At 59.6% G+C, this 14577-nt stretch carries 14 protein-coding genes and 1 pseudogene; 8 read left to right on the top strand and 7 right to left on the bottom strand.

What is annotated here, in order from left to right:
* Nucleotides 1-27 precede the first annotated feature (27 nt).
* Nucleotides 28-1050: a lytic transglycosylase domain-containing protein gene (locus tag ACZ46S_RS16550; RefSeq protein WP_464062618.1), complete on the top strand. Its 1023-nt coding sequence runs from the start codon at nucleotides 28-30 to the stop codon at nucleotides 1048-1050.
* A 53-nt stretch (nucleotides 1051-1103) separates the two neighbouring features.
* Here ACZ46S_RS16550 and aroB read toward each other — a convergent pair.
* Nucleotides 1104-2761 (bottom strand): annotated as a pseudogene (gene aroB / locus ACZ46S_RS16545) (3-dehydroquinate synthase).
* A gap of 48 nt (nucleotides 2762-2809) precedes the next feature.
* On the opposite strand from aroB, the gene ACZ46S_RS16540 reads away from it, so the two are divergent.
* Complete coding sequence (locus ACZ46S_RS16540) at nucleotides 2810-3712, top strand: site-specific tyrosine recombinase XerD (protein ID WP_464062617.1); 903 nt, start codon at nucleotides 2810-2812, stop codon at nucleotides 3710-3712.
* Here the strand turns inward: ACZ46S_RS16540 and ACZ46S_RS16535 are convergent.
* Genes ACZ46S_RS16535 through ACZ46S_RS16515 form a run of 5 tightly spaced genes read right to left on the bottom strand, consistent with a single transcriptional unit; the run spans nucleotide 3693 to nucleotide 9057 of the window.
* Entirely contained in the window at nucleotides 3693-4685 is a 993-nt protein-coding gene (locus ACZ46S_RS16535) for a glycosyltransferase family 2 protein (RefSeq protein WP_464062616.1), read from the bottom strand. The two genes, ACZ46S_RS16540 and ACZ46S_RS16535, sit on opposite strands and share 20 nt — an antisense overlap.
* Nucleotides 4675-6114: an exopolysaccharide biosynthesis polyprenyl glycosylphosphotransferase gene (locus tag ACZ46S_RS16530; protein ID WP_464062615.1), complete on the bottom strand. Its 1440-nt coding sequence runs from the start codon at nucleotides 6112-6114 to the stop codon at nucleotides 4675-4677. The genes ACZ46S_RS16535 and ACZ46S_RS16530 overlap by 11 nt, the downstream gene beginning before the upstream one ends.
* Before the next feature lie 49 nt (nucleotides 6115-6163).
* Nucleotides 6164-6580, bottom strand: a complete 417-nt coding sequence (locus tag ACZ46S_RS16525; protein WP_464062614.1) for a GtrA family protein — start codon at nucleotides 6578-6580, stop codon at nucleotides 6164-6166.
* A 34-nt stretch (nucleotides 6581-6614) separates the two neighbouring features.
* Complete coding sequence (locus tag ACZ46S_RS16520; protein WP_464062613.1) at nucleotides 6615-7904, bottom strand: adenylosuccinate synthase; 1290 nt, start codon at nucleotides 7902-7904, stop codon at nucleotides 6615-6617.
* Nucleotides 7905-7917: 13 nt separating this feature from the next.
* The gene (locus ACZ46S_RS16515) at nucleotides 7918-9057 is read right to left on the bottom strand and encodes an ATP phosphoribosyltransferase regulatory subunit (protein WP_464062611.1); all 1140 of its coding nucleotides are present in this window, start codon (nucleotides 9055-9057) and stop codon (nucleotides 7918-7920) included.
* Nucleotides 9058-9169: 112 nt separating this feature from the next.
* Between ACZ46S_RS16515 and ACZ46S_RS16510 the strand changes: the two genes are divergently transcribed.
* Genes ACZ46S_RS16510 through ACZ46S_RS16500 form a run of 3 tightly spaced genes read left to right on the top strand, consistent with a single transcriptional unit; the run spans nucleotide 9170 to nucleotide 11552 of the window.
* The gene (locus tag ACZ46S_RS16510) at nucleotides 9170-9604 is read left to right on the top strand and encodes a hypothetical protein (RefSeq protein WP_464062610.1); all 435 of its coding nucleotides are present in this window, start codon (nucleotides 9170-9172) and stop codon (nucleotides 9602-9604) included.
* Nucleotides 9562-10578 carry an MBOAT family O-acyltransferase gene (locus ACZ46S_RS16505; protein ID WP_464064298.1) on the top strand — a complete coding sequence of 339 codons (1017 nt, stop codon included), beginning with the start codon at nucleotides 9562-9564 and terminating at the stop codon, nucleotides 10576-10578. The genes ACZ46S_RS16510 and ACZ46S_RS16505 overlap by 43 nt, the downstream gene beginning before the upstream one ends.
* A complete protein-coding gene (locus ACZ46S_RS16500) occupies nucleotides 10578-11552 on the top strand; it encodes a hypothetical protein (RefSeq protein ID WP_464062609.1) in 975 nt (324 codons plus the stop codon). Before ACZ46S_RS16505 ends, ACZ46S_RS16500 begins: the two co-directional genes overlap by 1 nt.
* A 38-nt stretch (nucleotides 11553-11590) precedes the next feature.
* Here the strand turns inward: ACZ46S_RS16500 and ACZ46S_RS16495 are convergent, their stop codons facing one another.
* Complete coding sequence (locus ACZ46S_RS16495; RefSeq protein ID WP_464062607.1) at nucleotides 11591-11926, bottom strand: DUF1491 family protein; 336 nt, start codon at nucleotides 11924-11926, stop codon at nucleotides 11591-11593.
* A gap of 89 nt (nucleotides 11927-12015) precedes the next feature.
* Here ACZ46S_RS16495 and ACZ46S_RS16490 point away from each other — a divergent pair, with 89 nt between their 5' ends.
* From ACZ46S_RS16490 to ACZ46S_RS16480, 3 genes are read left to right on the top strand one after another with little or no spacing between them, the layout of a single operon-like run.
* Entirely contained in the window at nucleotides 12016-13011 is a 996-nt protein-coding gene (locus ACZ46S_RS16490; RefSeq protein ID WP_464062606.1) for an ABC transporter substrate-binding protein, read from the top strand.
* Nucleotides 13011-13751, top strand: a complete 741-nt coding sequence (locus ACZ46S_RS16485) for an ABC transporter ATP-binding protein (RefSeq protein WP_464062605.1) — start codon at nucleotides 13011-13013, stop codon at nucleotides 13749-13751. The genes ACZ46S_RS16490 and ACZ46S_RS16485 overlap by 1 nt, the downstream gene beginning before the upstream one ends.
* Entirely contained in the window at nucleotides 13748-14512 is a 765-nt protein-coding gene (locus ACZ46S_RS16480; RefSeq protein ID WP_464062604.1) for an ABC transporter permease, read from the top strand. The genes ACZ46S_RS16485 and ACZ46S_RS16480 overlap by 4 nt, the downstream gene beginning before the upstream one ends.
* The last annotated feature ends 65 nt before the right edge of the window (nucleotides 14513-14577 follow it).

The raw sequence follows: 14577 nt of genomic DNA, 5'->3' as shown, positions 1-14577 counted from the left end.
CAGCTGGAGCCTGGAACCTACCAGGAGATGGCTGACCGCTACGGCTTGGGAAACGACCCGTTTAATCCCTACGACAACATCATGGCGGGCGCTGCCTATATCCATGAGATGTATCAGATCTACGGCTCGCCCGGATTTTTGGCAGCATATAATGCCGGTCCGGGGCGGCTGGACTCGTTCATCAATTATCATCGCCCTCTTCCCAGCGAGACGATCAACTATGTGGCTATGATCGCTCCAAATATTGGCGGTTATTACCCTCGTCGCAGATCCGCGGCGGATGAACTTGCCTTGAACACAGAACCGATGGGACGCGGTGGCGGCATTTTGCCAGACGGGTTTACACCGGTAGCGCCCACAGCATCGCAATTGTCCGCGCCGGTTGAGGTCGCTTCGCTTGCCCCCCGCGCTGGGGCTGAAGACGATTCACCTGCGCCTGTTTCAATTCCCATCTCGTCCATCATGCCGGCGCCTGTACAGACGGCGCAGATTCAAACTCAGGCCATTCCGCCCTTGGAAGCCCGCCCCCAGGCCATTCCGGCCCCAGCGCCTCAGCGGACACAAATCCCTGTGCGTGTCGCATCCGCGTCTACGTCGTCGATCTACTCGCCCAACGCCTTGCCTGTTCCGCCCCCGGCGCCACCAGCCCCGGTCATTCACAGGACAGAGGTAGCATTCGCAACCCAGCCGCTACCAGCCCCGCCGCCCCCACCGGCACGGCATGGATTTTCGTTGGTCCCCTCCGCCATGGCGGCGACCCTTCCGGCTCAGCCCGTGGATTTCAACTCAGGCAAGCATAGCTGGGGCATTCAAGTCGGGGCTTATGACAGCTCGTCCAACGCCAAGGCCGCGCTTGGCATGGCGGAGCTGACCGGCGCGCAGATTTTGATGAAAGCTCAGCCGATGGTCATGACCATTCACACTGGCGATGGCACGAAATATCGCGCCCGCTTCGTGGGGCTGCATCATGACGAAGCGGTCAATGCCTGCAATCGGCTCTCTACCGGCCCAACGGGATGCGTGATCCTGTCGCCGGACGCGCAATCCTGACCAAGCCCCGGGGGCCGGCGTGAATGACGTCGGCCCCGAGAGCTTTTCCCCAGCTAAACGGCGCCGTTGGCGATCAACGCCAGGCGAACGGCATCCTCAGGAACGTCTCCGCTCGTAAAGGCGCGGCCAATGCCGCGAGTCAGCACGAAATGGAGTTTTCCGTCGCGATTCTTCTTGTCGAGCTTCATATGGGCCAACAACCTGTCCGCAGATAGGCCGGCAATGCGGGTGGGCAGCCCCACTCCAGCCAAATGCTGCGCGATGCGCGGCGCATCCTCCTGAGGGGCCAGCCCCAGCAAAGCCGAGAGATGCGAGGCCAGGACAAGCCCGATGGAAACGGCCTCGCCATGCAGCAATTCGCCGCCATAGCCGGTCTCGGCTTCAAACGCATGCGCGAAAGTGTGACCGAGATTGAGCAGCGCCCGACCGTCATTGGGTTTGGTTTCCCGCTCATCGTCGCCCACGACGCGCGCCTTGAACCGCACGGCATACTCAATCGCCTGCGCCAGAGCCTGCTTGTCGTCAGCCAACAAGGCAGCGGCATGGGCCTCGCACCATTCATAGAATGCCAGGTCGGCAATCAGGCCGGTTTTTACAATTTCCGCATAGCCAGCCCGGCGCTCGCGCACCGGCAGCGTGTCCAGGATGCCGGTATCCGCCAGCACCACCAGAGGTTGGTAGAAGGCGCCGACGAGATTTTTCCCGTGCGTGGAGTTGATGCCGGTCTTGCCGCCAACCGAACTATCGACCTGGGACAGCAAGGTTGTCGGGATCTGAACGAAAGGAACGCCCCGCATGACGGCGGCCGCAGCAAACCCAGCCAAATCCCCAACAACACCGCCGCCCAGGGCAATGATTGTGGTTCTGCGGTCTATTTTCGCGGCCAAAAGGTCTTCAACCAGGCGCTGCCAACATGAAAAACTTTTTGAAGCCTCCCCTGGCGGCACGATGAGGGCTTGATGGGCAATTCCCACCTCGTCCAGGCTCATCGTCAAACCTGCCAAATGCAGATCGGCGACGGTTTGATCCGTGACGATGATGCAGCGGGGCTGGGGCAGCAAAGGCGTGATCAGCGCACCGGCGCGCGCGAGCAAACCGTCTCCAATCACGACCTCATAACTCGATTGAGACAGCGTTACGTTAACTTTTCGAGCCGCGCGATGTTGTTCCAGCGCTTGGGCGACTTTGGCAGTGGTCACTTGGGGGGGTCCTCAGATCCATCAACGATGATATCGGCCAACGCATAGACCGGGCTACGCACGGCGGAAAGCTTGCTCAAAATATCCGCGGGATTGCCCGCATTCAAAAGCGGCCGGTGGGTTCGCCCGGAGGTGCGCTGGACGAGCACAGGAATCGGACAGCGAAGCCAGACCGAAACCGCATATTCACGGATTGTGGCTCTGGTCTCGGCATCCATGAATGCGCCACCGCCCGTCGCCAGCACGATCCGGCCTTGGCTCAATAAACGCTTGATGACCCGCTTTTCCCCGGCGCGAAAATAAGCCTCGCCATGGGTTTTGAAAATCTCGCTGATCGTCATCCCCGCAGCGCGTTCGATTTCTTCATCAGCGTCAAAAAACGGCAGCTTCAACAATACGGAAAGCCGCTTTCCAATGGCCGTTTTGCCAGCTCCCATCAGGCCGACCAACACGATGCTTCGGGTCGTGGGAGACGCGCTTTCGTCAGGCGCAGTTTGACTATTGAGTGACATCGGCGTGGACGCTTATCACATTGGTTCAAACGGCGTTAGGGGCAGATTATGGCGCAAGATCAAGTCGAAGCCTTTCTGGAAATGCTTGCCGCAGAGCGCGGCGCCGCGCCAAACACATTGAACGCCTATCAATCTGATATTATTGACTTTTCTGGCTTTTTGACCCCGCGACAAGGGCTACTTACCGCACAAGCCCCCGACATTTCGGCGTATCTGCAAAGCATCGCGCAGTCAGGCATGGCCGCCAAAACCCAGGCGCGGCGCCTCTCAACGATACGGCAATTCTACCTCTTCCTGCTGCGAGAAGGGGTGAGAAATGACAATCCGGCAAGCGAGATGCCCACGCCGAAGAGGCCGAAAAGCCTGCCCAAATATCTCAGCGAAAACGAGGTCGATGCGTTGCTGGCCGCCGCCGAACATATGGATGGCGGGCCCGGTTTGAAGGCACATGCCGGATTGGAAATTCTGTACTCCACGGGCCTTCGAATCAGCGAAATGCTGGACCTGAAGCGCAGCGCGTTCAACCCGAACACAGCGATTCTGCTGGTCAAAGGAAAAGGCGGAAAGGAACGTATTGTGCCCGTTTCCGAGCCTGCACAACGCGCCGCCTCTGCCCTGCAGAGCTTCAACGGCGCCAAATCCCGCTACTTATTTCCCGGGCGGGATGCCAGCAAACCGATGACCCGGCAAGGCTTTGCCTTGCTTCTGAAGCAGGTCGCCTTAGAAGCAGGTCTCGACCCGGCACGCCTGTCGCCTCATGTTCTCAGGCATTCATTTGCTTCGCACCTATTGGCACGAGGGGCCGATCTGCGCGCGGTCCAAAAGCTCCTCGGCCACGCCGATATCGCCACAACGGAAATTTATACGCACGTGCTGGCGGAGCGGCTGCAAAAATTGGTGCAGGCGCATCATCCGCTTGCCGAGGCCAAGCCTAAGCCGGCAAACGGCTGAAAAGCTTTTTATGAAGCCCGTGAAAAACCGAGTCTCGATGCCGTGCTTCGTGCTGGCGCAAATAAGCGTGCATCGCTGGCGATATGCGCCTTTGCGATGACAGGGGGAAATGTCGCGCCTCAATCATTCCCTGCCAAGCCGCAGAGAGGCAGCCATGCCGGGCCGCAATCATCGCGTAGGCACAACAGAATAACAGCAGAGCCAACACGGGCTGGTGCCATTTTCGGCCGATGATAAGGCGGTTGCGCACATAATGGCGCATCCTTTCTCCGCGCCATGCGACCCTGGCTTCACCTGCCGTCGCATGAAGAATCTTCAGCCTGCCGTCGTAGATAATCCGCCATCCACGGCTGATCGCGGAAAGACAGAAATCATACTCCTCCCAGGTAAAGAAGAAATTCTCGTCAAATCCGCCGACCGAAGCCCAGGCTGAGCGTCTGATCGCGTAGCCGGCACCGACGAATCTGGTGGTTTCGAATTTCGATTGGTATCGATCGAGCAGCCGGTCCGCGTAGCCCCAGCTCGATAAGTCCGGCCCCTTCCCGTCGGGCGTCAATATTGCGAATCCCAATGCGCCAAGCTCAGGCAATCGATTAAAGGCACGCATGGCGCCGGCCACGACGAACCGATCTGCAAAGCAGGCATCGTTATCGAGCCCTACGAGTATCTGCCCGTGGCCTAGCGAAGCCAGAAGATTGCGACCCGCGGCAACGCCGATATTTTCCGCGACCGCATATAATGCGCAGTTATTGACACCTGAGAGCATCCGCACAAGGGCCCGCAGCGTATCAGGAGAAGAGCCCTGGTCCAAAACCGAGATATGGGCGCTGCACCCGCGCTGCGCCTGCGCCGAGGCAATTGCCTGTTTTGTCTCTTCGAGTCTGTTATAACAGAGAATGGTGATATCCGCGTCATAAGCGCCGACAGGCGGACGCTGGCCGGCTATCAATTTCGGGGCCATCTCAGACAGCATTATGCGGCCTGAATGGAACTTGCAGCGTTTGAACGAGTATCTTGATATCGAGCATCAACGACCAGGCCTGAATATATTCAAGATCGCTGGATAAGCGCCCCTCCAAAGCGCTGAGCTTGCTGGTCTCCCCACGCTGTCCGCGTATCTGCGCGAGCCCGGTGATACCCGGCTTGACGCGATGCCTGATCTTGTAAAGTTTCAGCGCCTGCTCGAAGCTTATCCCTTCGACCATGGTTTCCGGTGCATGCGGACGCGGCCCGACTAGCGACATATCGCCTTTGATTACGTTGATTAACTGCAAAAGCTCGTCCAGAGACGTACGCCGCAAGAACCGCCCTATTTTTGTAATTCGCAAGTCTCCTTCTACAGCTTGCGAAAAAGACGCGTTCTGCACATGCCGCATGGTACGAAACTTGAGTACCGTAAACGGAACGCCCTGCGCGCCGATGCGGCGCTGCCTGAAAATAATCGGGCCGGGGCCGCTCGCGCTCACCAGCCCTGAGATCAGCACCAAAATCGGCGTGCAGAGAATGAGCAACGACGTGGAAACCACGATATCAAAACAGCGCTTCGTCCAATCAAGTGAGGTCACAAGCTCATCCGCCAAAACTGGAACAATCCGGCAGGACCCGCTTTTGCCGCGCAGGCAGGCGGGTATGTCCAACGATACATCGAACGCAAGCCAGATCTTTACCGGGAGCGCCAAAATGTCCCGGAATAATGCTGAAAATGCCGCATCTTCAAACGCATCAAAATCTGCATGATGCACGAACACGACATCCTGTCTCTGTTGGCGGGCACAACGCGCAAGGAAGTCCTCGCGGTCGTGAAATTCAGGCCAATGACTTTGTTCTCGTAGCTCCGCCAGATATAACACGCCCGTTATCTGTTTCGGCTCCTCCTGCTGTGCCAAGGCGAGCGCCAAGTCCATCGGGCAGTAATCATGACAAACCACGAAAACGCCCTCAGATGATGCGGCTTGTGAGGGCCGCACAGTCTTCAACAAGAGATGAACCCCCACCAGCAGCAGCGGCGTGATGGCGAGATCCAGAACGGTCCAATATCCGGTCAGGACACCCGAATGGTCAAAAAAAGCTGCCAAAGCCATGGCTGCGGAGGCTGTCGCCTCATACGAAATCGCGACGACGACACCGCCATGCCATGATGCACGCAGATCAAAACATTTATGGGATGCGGCGAGACTGACCGACAAAAACGCCAACGTGCCCCACAGCCCGGCATAGTGCGGCATGTCGCCATTAGCCTGCCCTAGCGCCCGCGTCGCACCCGGAACCAAAAGAATTATAAAAAAGTCCGCTATCGGCAGGAGGTATGCATATCTCGATTTTGCAACAAAATGCCTCACGAGCACGGTCAAGCGATCACTCAAAGCAACGCGCGTGCCGTATCCATCCCGATATTCAACCATGGCAAACACCAAAAGGTTGTAAAATTTTTAAATTTTACCTCAGGTTGTATTACCGGAAAACAAACGTTTTGGAAAGAAAATAATTAAAGACCAGCCCAGCAAGCGACCCGGCAGCCACACCAATCACTGGATAAGCGACAACGATGCCACTCGACGCAACCAGGAAAAAGAAAACGCCACGATTGGCAACAAAGCCGATCGAGTTCGCAACCAGAAATTTCACCCACTGCAGATGCAGCGGTGCGTGGTCAACGCCTCGAAATGTCCAGATACGGTTGAGAAACCAGTTGAAGCTCGCCGCGACAACGAAACTCACCGTCCCCGCGACATATAAATTCACAAGATGCTGCAGCAGATAAACCGTCGCCGTATCGCACAAAAAACCCAAAGTTCCGACGATCGCAAATCGCAGAAACGATGCGCTGACGCCGAAACGAGAGCCGAAGCCCACTATCTTATCGAGCAAGTATAATGGGCTAGCGGCCGTCAAAGCTGTTTGCTCAACCGGCAAATGGATCTTGCATGAGAATGGTATCATCCCGCTCTGGGCTGGTGGAGAGCAGCGTTACCGGCGCCTCGACGAGCTCTTCGATACGTTTGACGTATTTAATGGCCGCGGCCGGCAATTCCGCCCAGGAACGCGCGCCCTGCGTGCTCTGCGTCCAGCCTTCGAGTACCTCGTAAACCGGGATCGCCGCCGCCTGCTTGGACATCGCCGCAGGCAGATGCTTGTAAGGCTGACCGTCAATCATATAGCCCGTGCAGATTTTCAGCTCGGGGAAGCCGTCCAGCACGTCCAGCTTGGTCAGCGCCAGCCCCTGAACGCCGCCGACCTTGACGGCCTGCCGGACCATGGCGGCATCGAACCAGCCACAGCGGCGCTTGCGCCCGGTCACGGTGCCGAATTCATGGCCTCTCTCGCCCAAACGCTGTCCGGTCTCGTCATGCAGTTCAGTCGGGAACGGCCCGGAGCCGACCCGGGTCGTATAGGCCTTTGCAATCCCCAGCACCCGACCGGCCGCATCCGGGCCCATGCCGGAACCAGAGCCCGCCGTGCTGGCGACCGTATTGGAGGAGGTCACGAACGGATAGGTGCCGTGATCCACGTCCAGCATGACCGCCTGCGCGCCCTCGAACAGGATTTTTTCGCCTTTGGCCTTGGCTTCGGCGAGCCGCTCCCAAACCGGCTCGGCAAAAGGCAGCAGCTTTGGCGCCAGCGCCAGCAGATCCGCCAGCAGATCTTCCTTCTTGAACACCGCCGCGCCGAGCCCCGCCAGGAGCGTGTTGTGATGCAGCAGCAATTCATCCAGCTTGACCGAAAGCGTCTCAGGTTCGGCCAGATCACAAATGCGAATGGCGCGCCGTGCGACCTTGTCCTCATATGCAGGACCGATGCCCCGGCCGGTTGTGCCGATCTTGCGCTCGCCCCGCGCGGCTTCGCGGGCCGCGTCCAGCGCCGCATGCAGAGGCAGGATCAGCGGCGCGTTCTCGGCGATCCGCAGCGTTTCCGGGGTAACCTTGAGGCCTTGCGCCGAGACGCGCTCGATTTCGGCCAGCAGCGCATTCGGATCGACGACGACGCCGTTGCCGATGATGCCAAGCTTCCCGTTTACAACGCCAGACGGCAGCAAAGAGAGCTTATAGGTCTGGTTGCCCACCACGAGCGTGTGGCCGGCATTATGCCCCCCCTGAAAGCGCACGACGATGTCTGCCCGGCTGGCGAGCCAGTCCACCACCTTGCCTTTGCCCTCGTCACCCCATTGGGCGCCGATGATTGTCACGTTGGTCATTGTAAAATCCTACTCAGGAGAGGGCGGTAATCACACCCTCGGACAAGAAATGCGAGCAGCCAAGCCGGCGGGCTTCATCGCAAGGCGCGCTGTGCGGTGCAAGCCCCTGCACGGTTGCAAACCCCTTAGCGCGCGCGGCGCGCGCCGAGGCTAGGCTGGCGCCAAACGGTAGATAAAGCCGGGGGCGCAACGTTGCCGGCGACGTCAGGCGCATGATGCTGTCAGGGTAGAGCGTGATGCCGGTCGCGGGCTCGCCATCGCCGCACACATAACGTCCACCACGCCCGAGCTCCAACTGCTGCCCGGTTGCGAACAGCGTCATCGACACCCCGGAATGATAGCGATAGCCGCGGAATTCAACCGGATCGACCGTCAGCTGTAAAGCCGGCAGCACGGCCTCAACCGCCGCGACCACCTCGCCCAGGCGCTCGGCCTGGCCGCGCACGGCCTCCGGCAGCGCCATGGCCCGCAGCGCCGCCACCGCCCGTTGCGCGGGACCACTGGCCTCCAGAAGTTTCAACAGCAAATCCGCCTGTTCGCCCCCCAGCTCTGCCACGGCAGCGGCATCCTTGCGGTCCAGCGCGTGGGCAAGAGCCGGATGCAGATGCGCTGGAACACTCTCCAGCAGGCTCGGCACGAGGCGCGGAATGGTCAGGTCGATGGAAAGATCCCGCAGCCCCAACGCTTCGAGCGCGGCGATCGCGGTGACAATGATCTCCGCATCCGCGCTCGCCGTATCATTCCCGATCAACTCGATCCCGGCCTGGGCGAGCTGGCGTTCCGGCTGCAGCTGTGTACCACGAACATGCAGAACAGGACCGCTATAGGTCAGGCGCAATGGGCGCGGCGCGGTCGCGAGGCGGCTCGCCGCGATGCGGCCCATCTGCGGCGTCATATCGGCCCGCAGGCCCATCATGCGCTGACTTTCGGGGTCCATGAGCCGAAATGTCTGCTCCACCGTGGCGGCACCGGAGCCAGAGAACAAGGAGTCTTCGAATTCCAGCAAGGGCGGGGTGACGCGCTGATAGCCGTGCGCCGCGAAGCAATCCATAATCGCTTCCACAGACCGCGCCTGCCGTTCCGCTTCCGGCGGCAGCAGGTCGGCAAGCCCAGCGGGAAGCAGGGCGGGATGGATATTCGGCGTCTCGTTCATCTTCAACCCGATAATTGGCGCGGCGCTATACCATCATGAACCAGTGGGGCCAATGGACGCGCGCACAAGGCTGGGTTAAGCAACGCTTACTCAACCTTAACGGGTTTAAAAAATGCTCTTCAACAGCAAGCTGTTCGTGTTGGGCTTTCTTCCCGTGGCGTTGGGGGGTTTTCTGCTGCTCGGCCGGTCCCGTCAGTTGGCACTTTTATGGCTCCTGGCATGCAGCCTGTTTTTTTACGCTTGGTGGCGGCCAGAATTGCTGCTCCTGCTGCTCGTGTCCATAGGTGTTAATTTCGCCGTTGCGGGCCTGTTGATACGTTCACGACAGGGCGGGATCTGGCTGACGATCGGCGTCTGCTTCAATCTTTGCCTGCTCGGCTGGTTCAAATATGCCGGCATGTTCGGGGTTCAGGGCGTCATTCTACCTTTGGGTATTTCCTTTTTCACCTTTCAGCAGATCATGTTCCTGGTCGATCTGTCCAAAGGCGAGATCGCCCCCCTCCCCTGCTCGATTATGCCTGCTTCGTTGCGTTTTTTCCTCATTTGATTTCCGGGCCACTGGTTCGGCCCGGCCATATTCTGCCGCAACTCAAGATGCTGGAACCCCGCGAGGGCATACGATTGCGGCTCCCGGCAGGCTTTGAGTTGTTTCTTCTGGGACTGGGAAAAAAGTTGGTTCTCGCCGATGGGCTGGCGCATTTTGTCGGCCCCGGCTTTGCAGCCGCCGCCCGCGGCGAGCCAATTTCACTGATTGAGGCCTGGGTCGCGCTCCTGGCCTATGGGCTGCAAATCTATTTCGACTTTTCCGGTTATTCGGACATGGCCATCGGCCTAGCGCGATTATTCGGCATCCGCTTTCCGGTCAATTTCCGTTCCCCGTATCAATCAGGGAATATCAGTGAATTCTGGACCCGATGGAACATCACGCTGAGTTCGTTCCTGAAAGATTATCTCTACATCCCTTTGGGCGGCAACCGGCACGGCGAGGGCAAGCGCATTCGCAACCTTATGGTCACCATGCTGCTGGGGGGCTTATGGCATGGCGCAGCGTGGCGCTTCGTCCTGTGGGGTGGGCTGCATGGGCTCTTTCTGGTGCTTCATGGCTGGAGCAGGCGCTGGCATCTGCACTGGCCGAAAGGCGTTTCATGGGGACTTACATTGCTGTGCGTGCTCCTGGCCTGGGTCCCGTTCCGCGCGCAAAACCTCACCGCCGTCGCGCAGATGTATCGGGGGCTGGCGGGGCTGAATGGGCTGGCGGTCCCCGCTCTGCTCGCGCCCCTTCTTCCAGGCGTGGGACATGTCGTGCCCGTGCTGCCCTGGCTTGGCGATGCACGCAGCATCAGCCTGCCGCAGAGCGTGATGATGCTGGCGCTGGGCTGGTTCATCGCGCTCTGTCTGCCGCCTCTTGACCATATGAGCGAGAGGCGGCGCAGCCTTGCCTTGATCTCCAGCCTGGCCTTCACGGCACAAGCGCTCTTTTTCGCGCCGTCCGCGATACCGTTTCTTTATTTCCAGTTCTGATGCGCAGGCTGGTGCGAAACGCGCTGCTGGCGGTGGGGCTATATGCGGTGCTGTTCGGGTTTCTTCTCGACCGGCCGCTGTCACTGGGACCGCTTCGCGCTGAATTGCAGCAAAAAGCCAGCCGGCTTTCCAGCCTGCCCTCCCCAAAGCTGGTGATTTTGGCGGGATCCAACGGACCATATTCGCATAGCTGCGCGGTGATCGGGCAGATGCTCGAACTGCCCTGCGAAAATGCCGGCATCGCCGTGGGATTCGGGCTGGATGAAATCTTCAACCGATATGACGCGGCCCTGCGGCCCGGCGACATCGTGTATATGCCGATGGAGTTCAGCCAGTACGCAATGAGCGCCGCGCAATACCGCGCCTTCGCCGATGGCGAAATATTACTCCGCCATGATCGGTCCGCTCTGCTCAAACTGCCTCCCGGGCGCGTGGCTGGTGCGTTATTTTGCTGTACGCTGGCTGATGCCTTGGAGGCGCTGGTCGAGATGCCACTGGCAGGGATGAACAAAAACCGGCTCGAGCAAGAATATAACGCCGAGGGAGACCGGATCGACAACCAACTGGCGGATGCCGATCACGCGCTGCTTGCCGCCGCCCCGTCCTCCTATCCGTTCACCGCCCGGGATATCGAGACCGGCTACGGTAGCCGGTTGATTGAGCAATTCTTAAGCCGCCAACGCGCCAAAGGCGTGATCGTGATCGGCGGTTGGCCGGTGGAGCTGGCCAGCATCCATATTCGCCCCGCAACGCTGGCCGCCGTGACCCGGATTTACGGGGTGGATTTTCTCGACCTCGAAAACAAGAGCCGGTATCCGTCGGCTGATTTCTTCAACGGCCCCGAACATCTGGTTCAGCCCTGCCAATTCAAGCATTCGATCATGGTCGCCCGGGCGCTCGGCCGCATGCTCCACAAAGCTGTATCGCCGCCCCGTCCGGCCGTCTCGGCGTTGGCATCCACATGCCCAGGCTGAAGGCGTGTGGCTTCCCGCAAGAACGAAAATTTGAGGCCTTAGACGATCTTGGCATCGAACGGCGGCAGATAATCCGGCGCGTCGAATTCCAGCACCCAGATATCAGGATCGAAACGGGTCTGCTTGGCGATATAATCGTCCGCGACCTGTTCACTGACCGGCTCCGCGCCCGTGGCGCGCATCCAGGCCAGCTCTCCGGCGACGTCGCGAAATTGGCTGAGGACGATGGAACCGCTACGTCCATAGAGCTTCACCAGCACGCCACCGGCATCCGGATCCCCCTTCCGGACCACGACGCCCGGCTTATTGTCCAACATTCCCAGCCGCAATGAAGCCGCAACCCAAATCCCCGCCTTGATCCTGACATCGCCCATGGTAAGTCCTGTTTAAATGCCCTTGCTTCAGGACGCACTCCTGAAGCCGCAGGTCTTGATTTGAAACTCAAGAGTTTGGAGTTGACCGCATGTTCCGCTCGCTGCGTATCGCCATTGCCGCAAGCTTGGCTCTCATCCCACTCGCTAACACGGCAAGGGCGGCGGACAAAGTCAGCTTTGGCCTGGATTGGGTCGCGGAACCGGAATATGGCGGCTATTACGAGGCGATCGCCGAAGGGCTTTATAAGAAAGCCGGGCTGGATGTCACCATCTTCCAAGGCGGACCGCAGGTAAACACGGCGCAATTGCTGATTTCGGGCAAGCTGGATTTCGACATCACCTCCAACGCGTTTCTGGCTCTGAACTTCGTGCAGGAACACATCCCCTATGAGGTGGTCGCCGCCGGCTTTCAAAAAGATCCGGACTGCCTGATCGCATATCCGGGCCAGGGCGATGATCACTTCGCCGAGCTGAAAGGCAAACCGATCGCGGTCTCGACCGACACACGCGCCAGCTGGTGGCTCTTCCTCAAGGCAAAATACGGCTACTCGGACGCCCAGCTGCGCCCTTACGGGTTTTCACTGACCCCATTCCTGACCAACAAGAACGATATCCAGGAAGCCTATGTCACCTCCGAGCCCTATCTTGTGCATCAGGCCACGGGCGAATGGCCTGTCGTGCTGGCGCTGCCGGATTCAGGGTTTGACGGCTATGCCAGCCTCATCGCGACCAGCGACAAGATGGTGAAAACCCACCCGGACCTGGTGAAACGCTTCATCGCCGCCTCCGCGCAGGGATGGTACGATTTCCTCTATAAAGACCCCAAGCCAGCCTTTGCCGCGATCAAAGCCGCCAATCCGGATATGACCGACGGGCTGATGCAATTCGGGTACGAACAGCTCAAGCAGAGGGGGATCGTCGATTCCGGCGACGCCAAAACGCAAGGCATCTACGCGATGACCAATGCCCGCTGGAAAAGCTTTTTCAATCAGATGGCCGCCACGGGAATGTATGACAAGACGCTCGATTATAAGAGCGCCTATACGCTGGAATTCGTCGATCACGGCCGGCCGGCGCAGAATTAATGATCTCACTGCGCCACGTCGCGAAGCAATTCGGCTCCGGCACCAAGGCGCTGGAAGATATCGACGCCGAGATCCAACCCGGTGACTTTGTCGCTCTGCTCGGCCCCTCTGGCTGCGGCAAATCCACGCTGTTGCGTCTGCTCTCCGGGCTGGAGCACCCCTCCGCGGGCGAGATCGACTGGGGCCATAATGGGCCGCCGGCCCCCGGCGAGATCGGCTATGTCTTTCAGGATCCGACTTTGCTGCCCTGGGCCAATGCCGCGGAAAATGTCTACCTGCCCTTGCGGCTTCGTGGCGTGAGCCGGGCCGATGCCATGCCACGGGTCTCGGCCATCTTGAGGCAAGTAGGGCTGGCCGGGTTTGAGCAGGCCAAGCCCAAATCATTGTCAGGCGGCATGAAAATGCGCGTCTCGATCGCCCGGGCCCTCGTCTCCAAGCCCTCTTTGCTGCTCCTTGATGAGCCCTTCGCCGCTCTGGACGAATTCACGCGCCATCGTTTGCAGGACGACCTGCTCGCCTTGTGGCGCGAAAACCGCATGACCGTGATCTTCGTGACCCATTCGATATATGAGGCCGCCTACCTCGCCAGCCAGATCATCATCATGACCAGCCGGCCGGGACGGATATTTACGACCTTCACCTCAGACCTGCAGGGCGACGCACAGCGCCGGAACAGCCCCGCCTACCATGCCATGGTGAGTAAAATCACCGAATGCTTCCAGCGTTCCGTGCCAGCATGACCAGACCCATGACCAGGCTGGCACCTTTTATCTTTCTGCTGTTTGTCCTGGGCCTTTGGCAGGCGGCGGTCTGGATCGGCAATGTGCCTAGCTATGTCATGCCGGGCCCAGTCGCCATCGCCACGGCGTTTTTCAAAGCCCGTTGGGCGCTCGGGGCTGGATTGCTCTCGACCCTGGCCGTCACGGCCTCCGCCTTGCTGGCCTCCACCATTCTCGGTGTTGTGCTCGCACTCGCGATGGCCGCCAGCCCACTCTTTCGCGCCGCGGTACAGCCCTGGGCAGTCATGCTGCAGGTCACGCCGGTGGTTGCCATCGCGCCGCTGATCATCATCTGGGTCGGCCAACCATTTCTGGCGCTGGTTGCTTGCGCGATGGTGGTTTCGTTTTTCGCCATCCTTTCAAATACGGCGTCTGGCCTCGCCGGTACCCCGCCCGAACTTCTCGACCTGTTCAAACTGAATGGCGCACGGCGCTGGCAGGTCCTGCTGCATCTCTCTCTGCCCTACGCATTGCCTTTCTTTCTGACGGGATTGCGGCTCGCCGGCACGCTGGCGCTGGTCGGGGCCGTCGTTGCGGAATTCGTGGCGGGGTCCGGCGGCTTTGCGTCCGGGCTGGCCTGGGAAATCATCGAGGCAAGCTACCGGCTTGAAATTCCGCGTATGTTTGCCGCCTTGTTCCTGCTCGGCGCGACCGGAGTTGCGATTTACGCCTCGCTGGGGGCTTTGGAGCGGCTGATCCTGACAAGACGGGACGGCCCATAGCCATCTGCGCTTGCCGCTCTAAATTCGATTGAATTTTTCGAAAGCCAAGCTAGGTTCCGCTTAGA

The organism is Acidocella aluminiidurans (assembly GCF_055383125.1).
The sequence above is the reverse complement of the archived record's forward strand: the minus strand, read 5'-3'. Positions and strand labels throughout refer to the sequence as shown.

What these genes read in the sequence shown, in the direction of transcription:
- ACZ46S_RS16520 (WP_464062613.1), bottom strand. Translation starts at nt 7,904, where the DNA reads ATGACCAACGTGACAATCATCGGCGCCCAATGGGGTGACGAGGGCAAA.
- ACZ46S_RS16490 (WP_464062606.1), top strand. Translation starts at nt 12,016, where the DNA reads ATGTTCCGCTCGCTGCGTATCGCCATTGCCGCAAGCTTGGCTCTCATC.
- ACZ46S_RS16510 (WP_464062610.1), top strand. Translation starts at nt 9,170, where the DNA reads ATGCTCTTCAACAGCAAGCTGTTCGTGTTGGGCTTTCTTCCCGTGGCG.
- ACZ46S_RS16530 (WP_464062615.1), bottom strand. Translation starts at nt 6,114, where the DNA reads ATGGTTGAATATCGGGATGGATACGGCACGCGCGTTGCTTTGAGTGAT.
- ACZ46S_RS16495 (WP_464062607.1), bottom strand. Translation starts at nt 11,926, where the DNA reads ATGGGCGATGTCAGGATCAAGGCGGGGATTTGGGTTGCGGCTTCATTG.
- ACZ46S_RS16480 (WP_464062604.1), top strand. Translation starts at nt 13,748, where the DNA reads ATGACCAGACCCATGACCAGGCTGGCACCTTTTATCTTTCTGCTGTTT.
- ACZ46S_RS16550 (WP_464062618.1), top strand. Translation starts at nt 28, where the DNA reads ATGGCTGACCGCTACGGCTTGGGAAACGACCCGTTTAATCCCTACGAC.
- ACZ46S_RS16500 (WP_464062609.1), top strand. Translation starts at nt 10,578, where the DNA reads ATGCGCAGGCTGGTGCGAAACGCGCTGCTGGCGGTGGGGCTATATGCG.
- ACZ46S_RS16540 (WP_464062617.1), top strand. Translation starts at nt 2,810, where the DNA reads ATGGCGCAAGATCAAGTCGAAGCCTTTCTGGAAATGCTTGCCGCAGAG.
- ACZ46S_RS16535 (WP_464062616.1), bottom strand. Translation starts at nt 4,685, where the DNA reads ATGCTGTCTGAGATGGCCCCGAAATTGATAGCCGGCCAGCGTCCGCCT.
- ACZ46S_RS16485 (WP_464062605.1), top strand. Translation starts at nt 13,011, where the DNA reads ATGATCTCACTGCGCCACGTCGCGAAGCAATTCGGCTCCGGCACCAAG.
- ACZ46S_RS16515 (WP_464062611.1), bottom strand. Translation starts at nt 9,057, where the DNA reads ATGAACGAGACGCCGAATATCCATCCCGCCCTGCTTCCCGCTGGGCTT.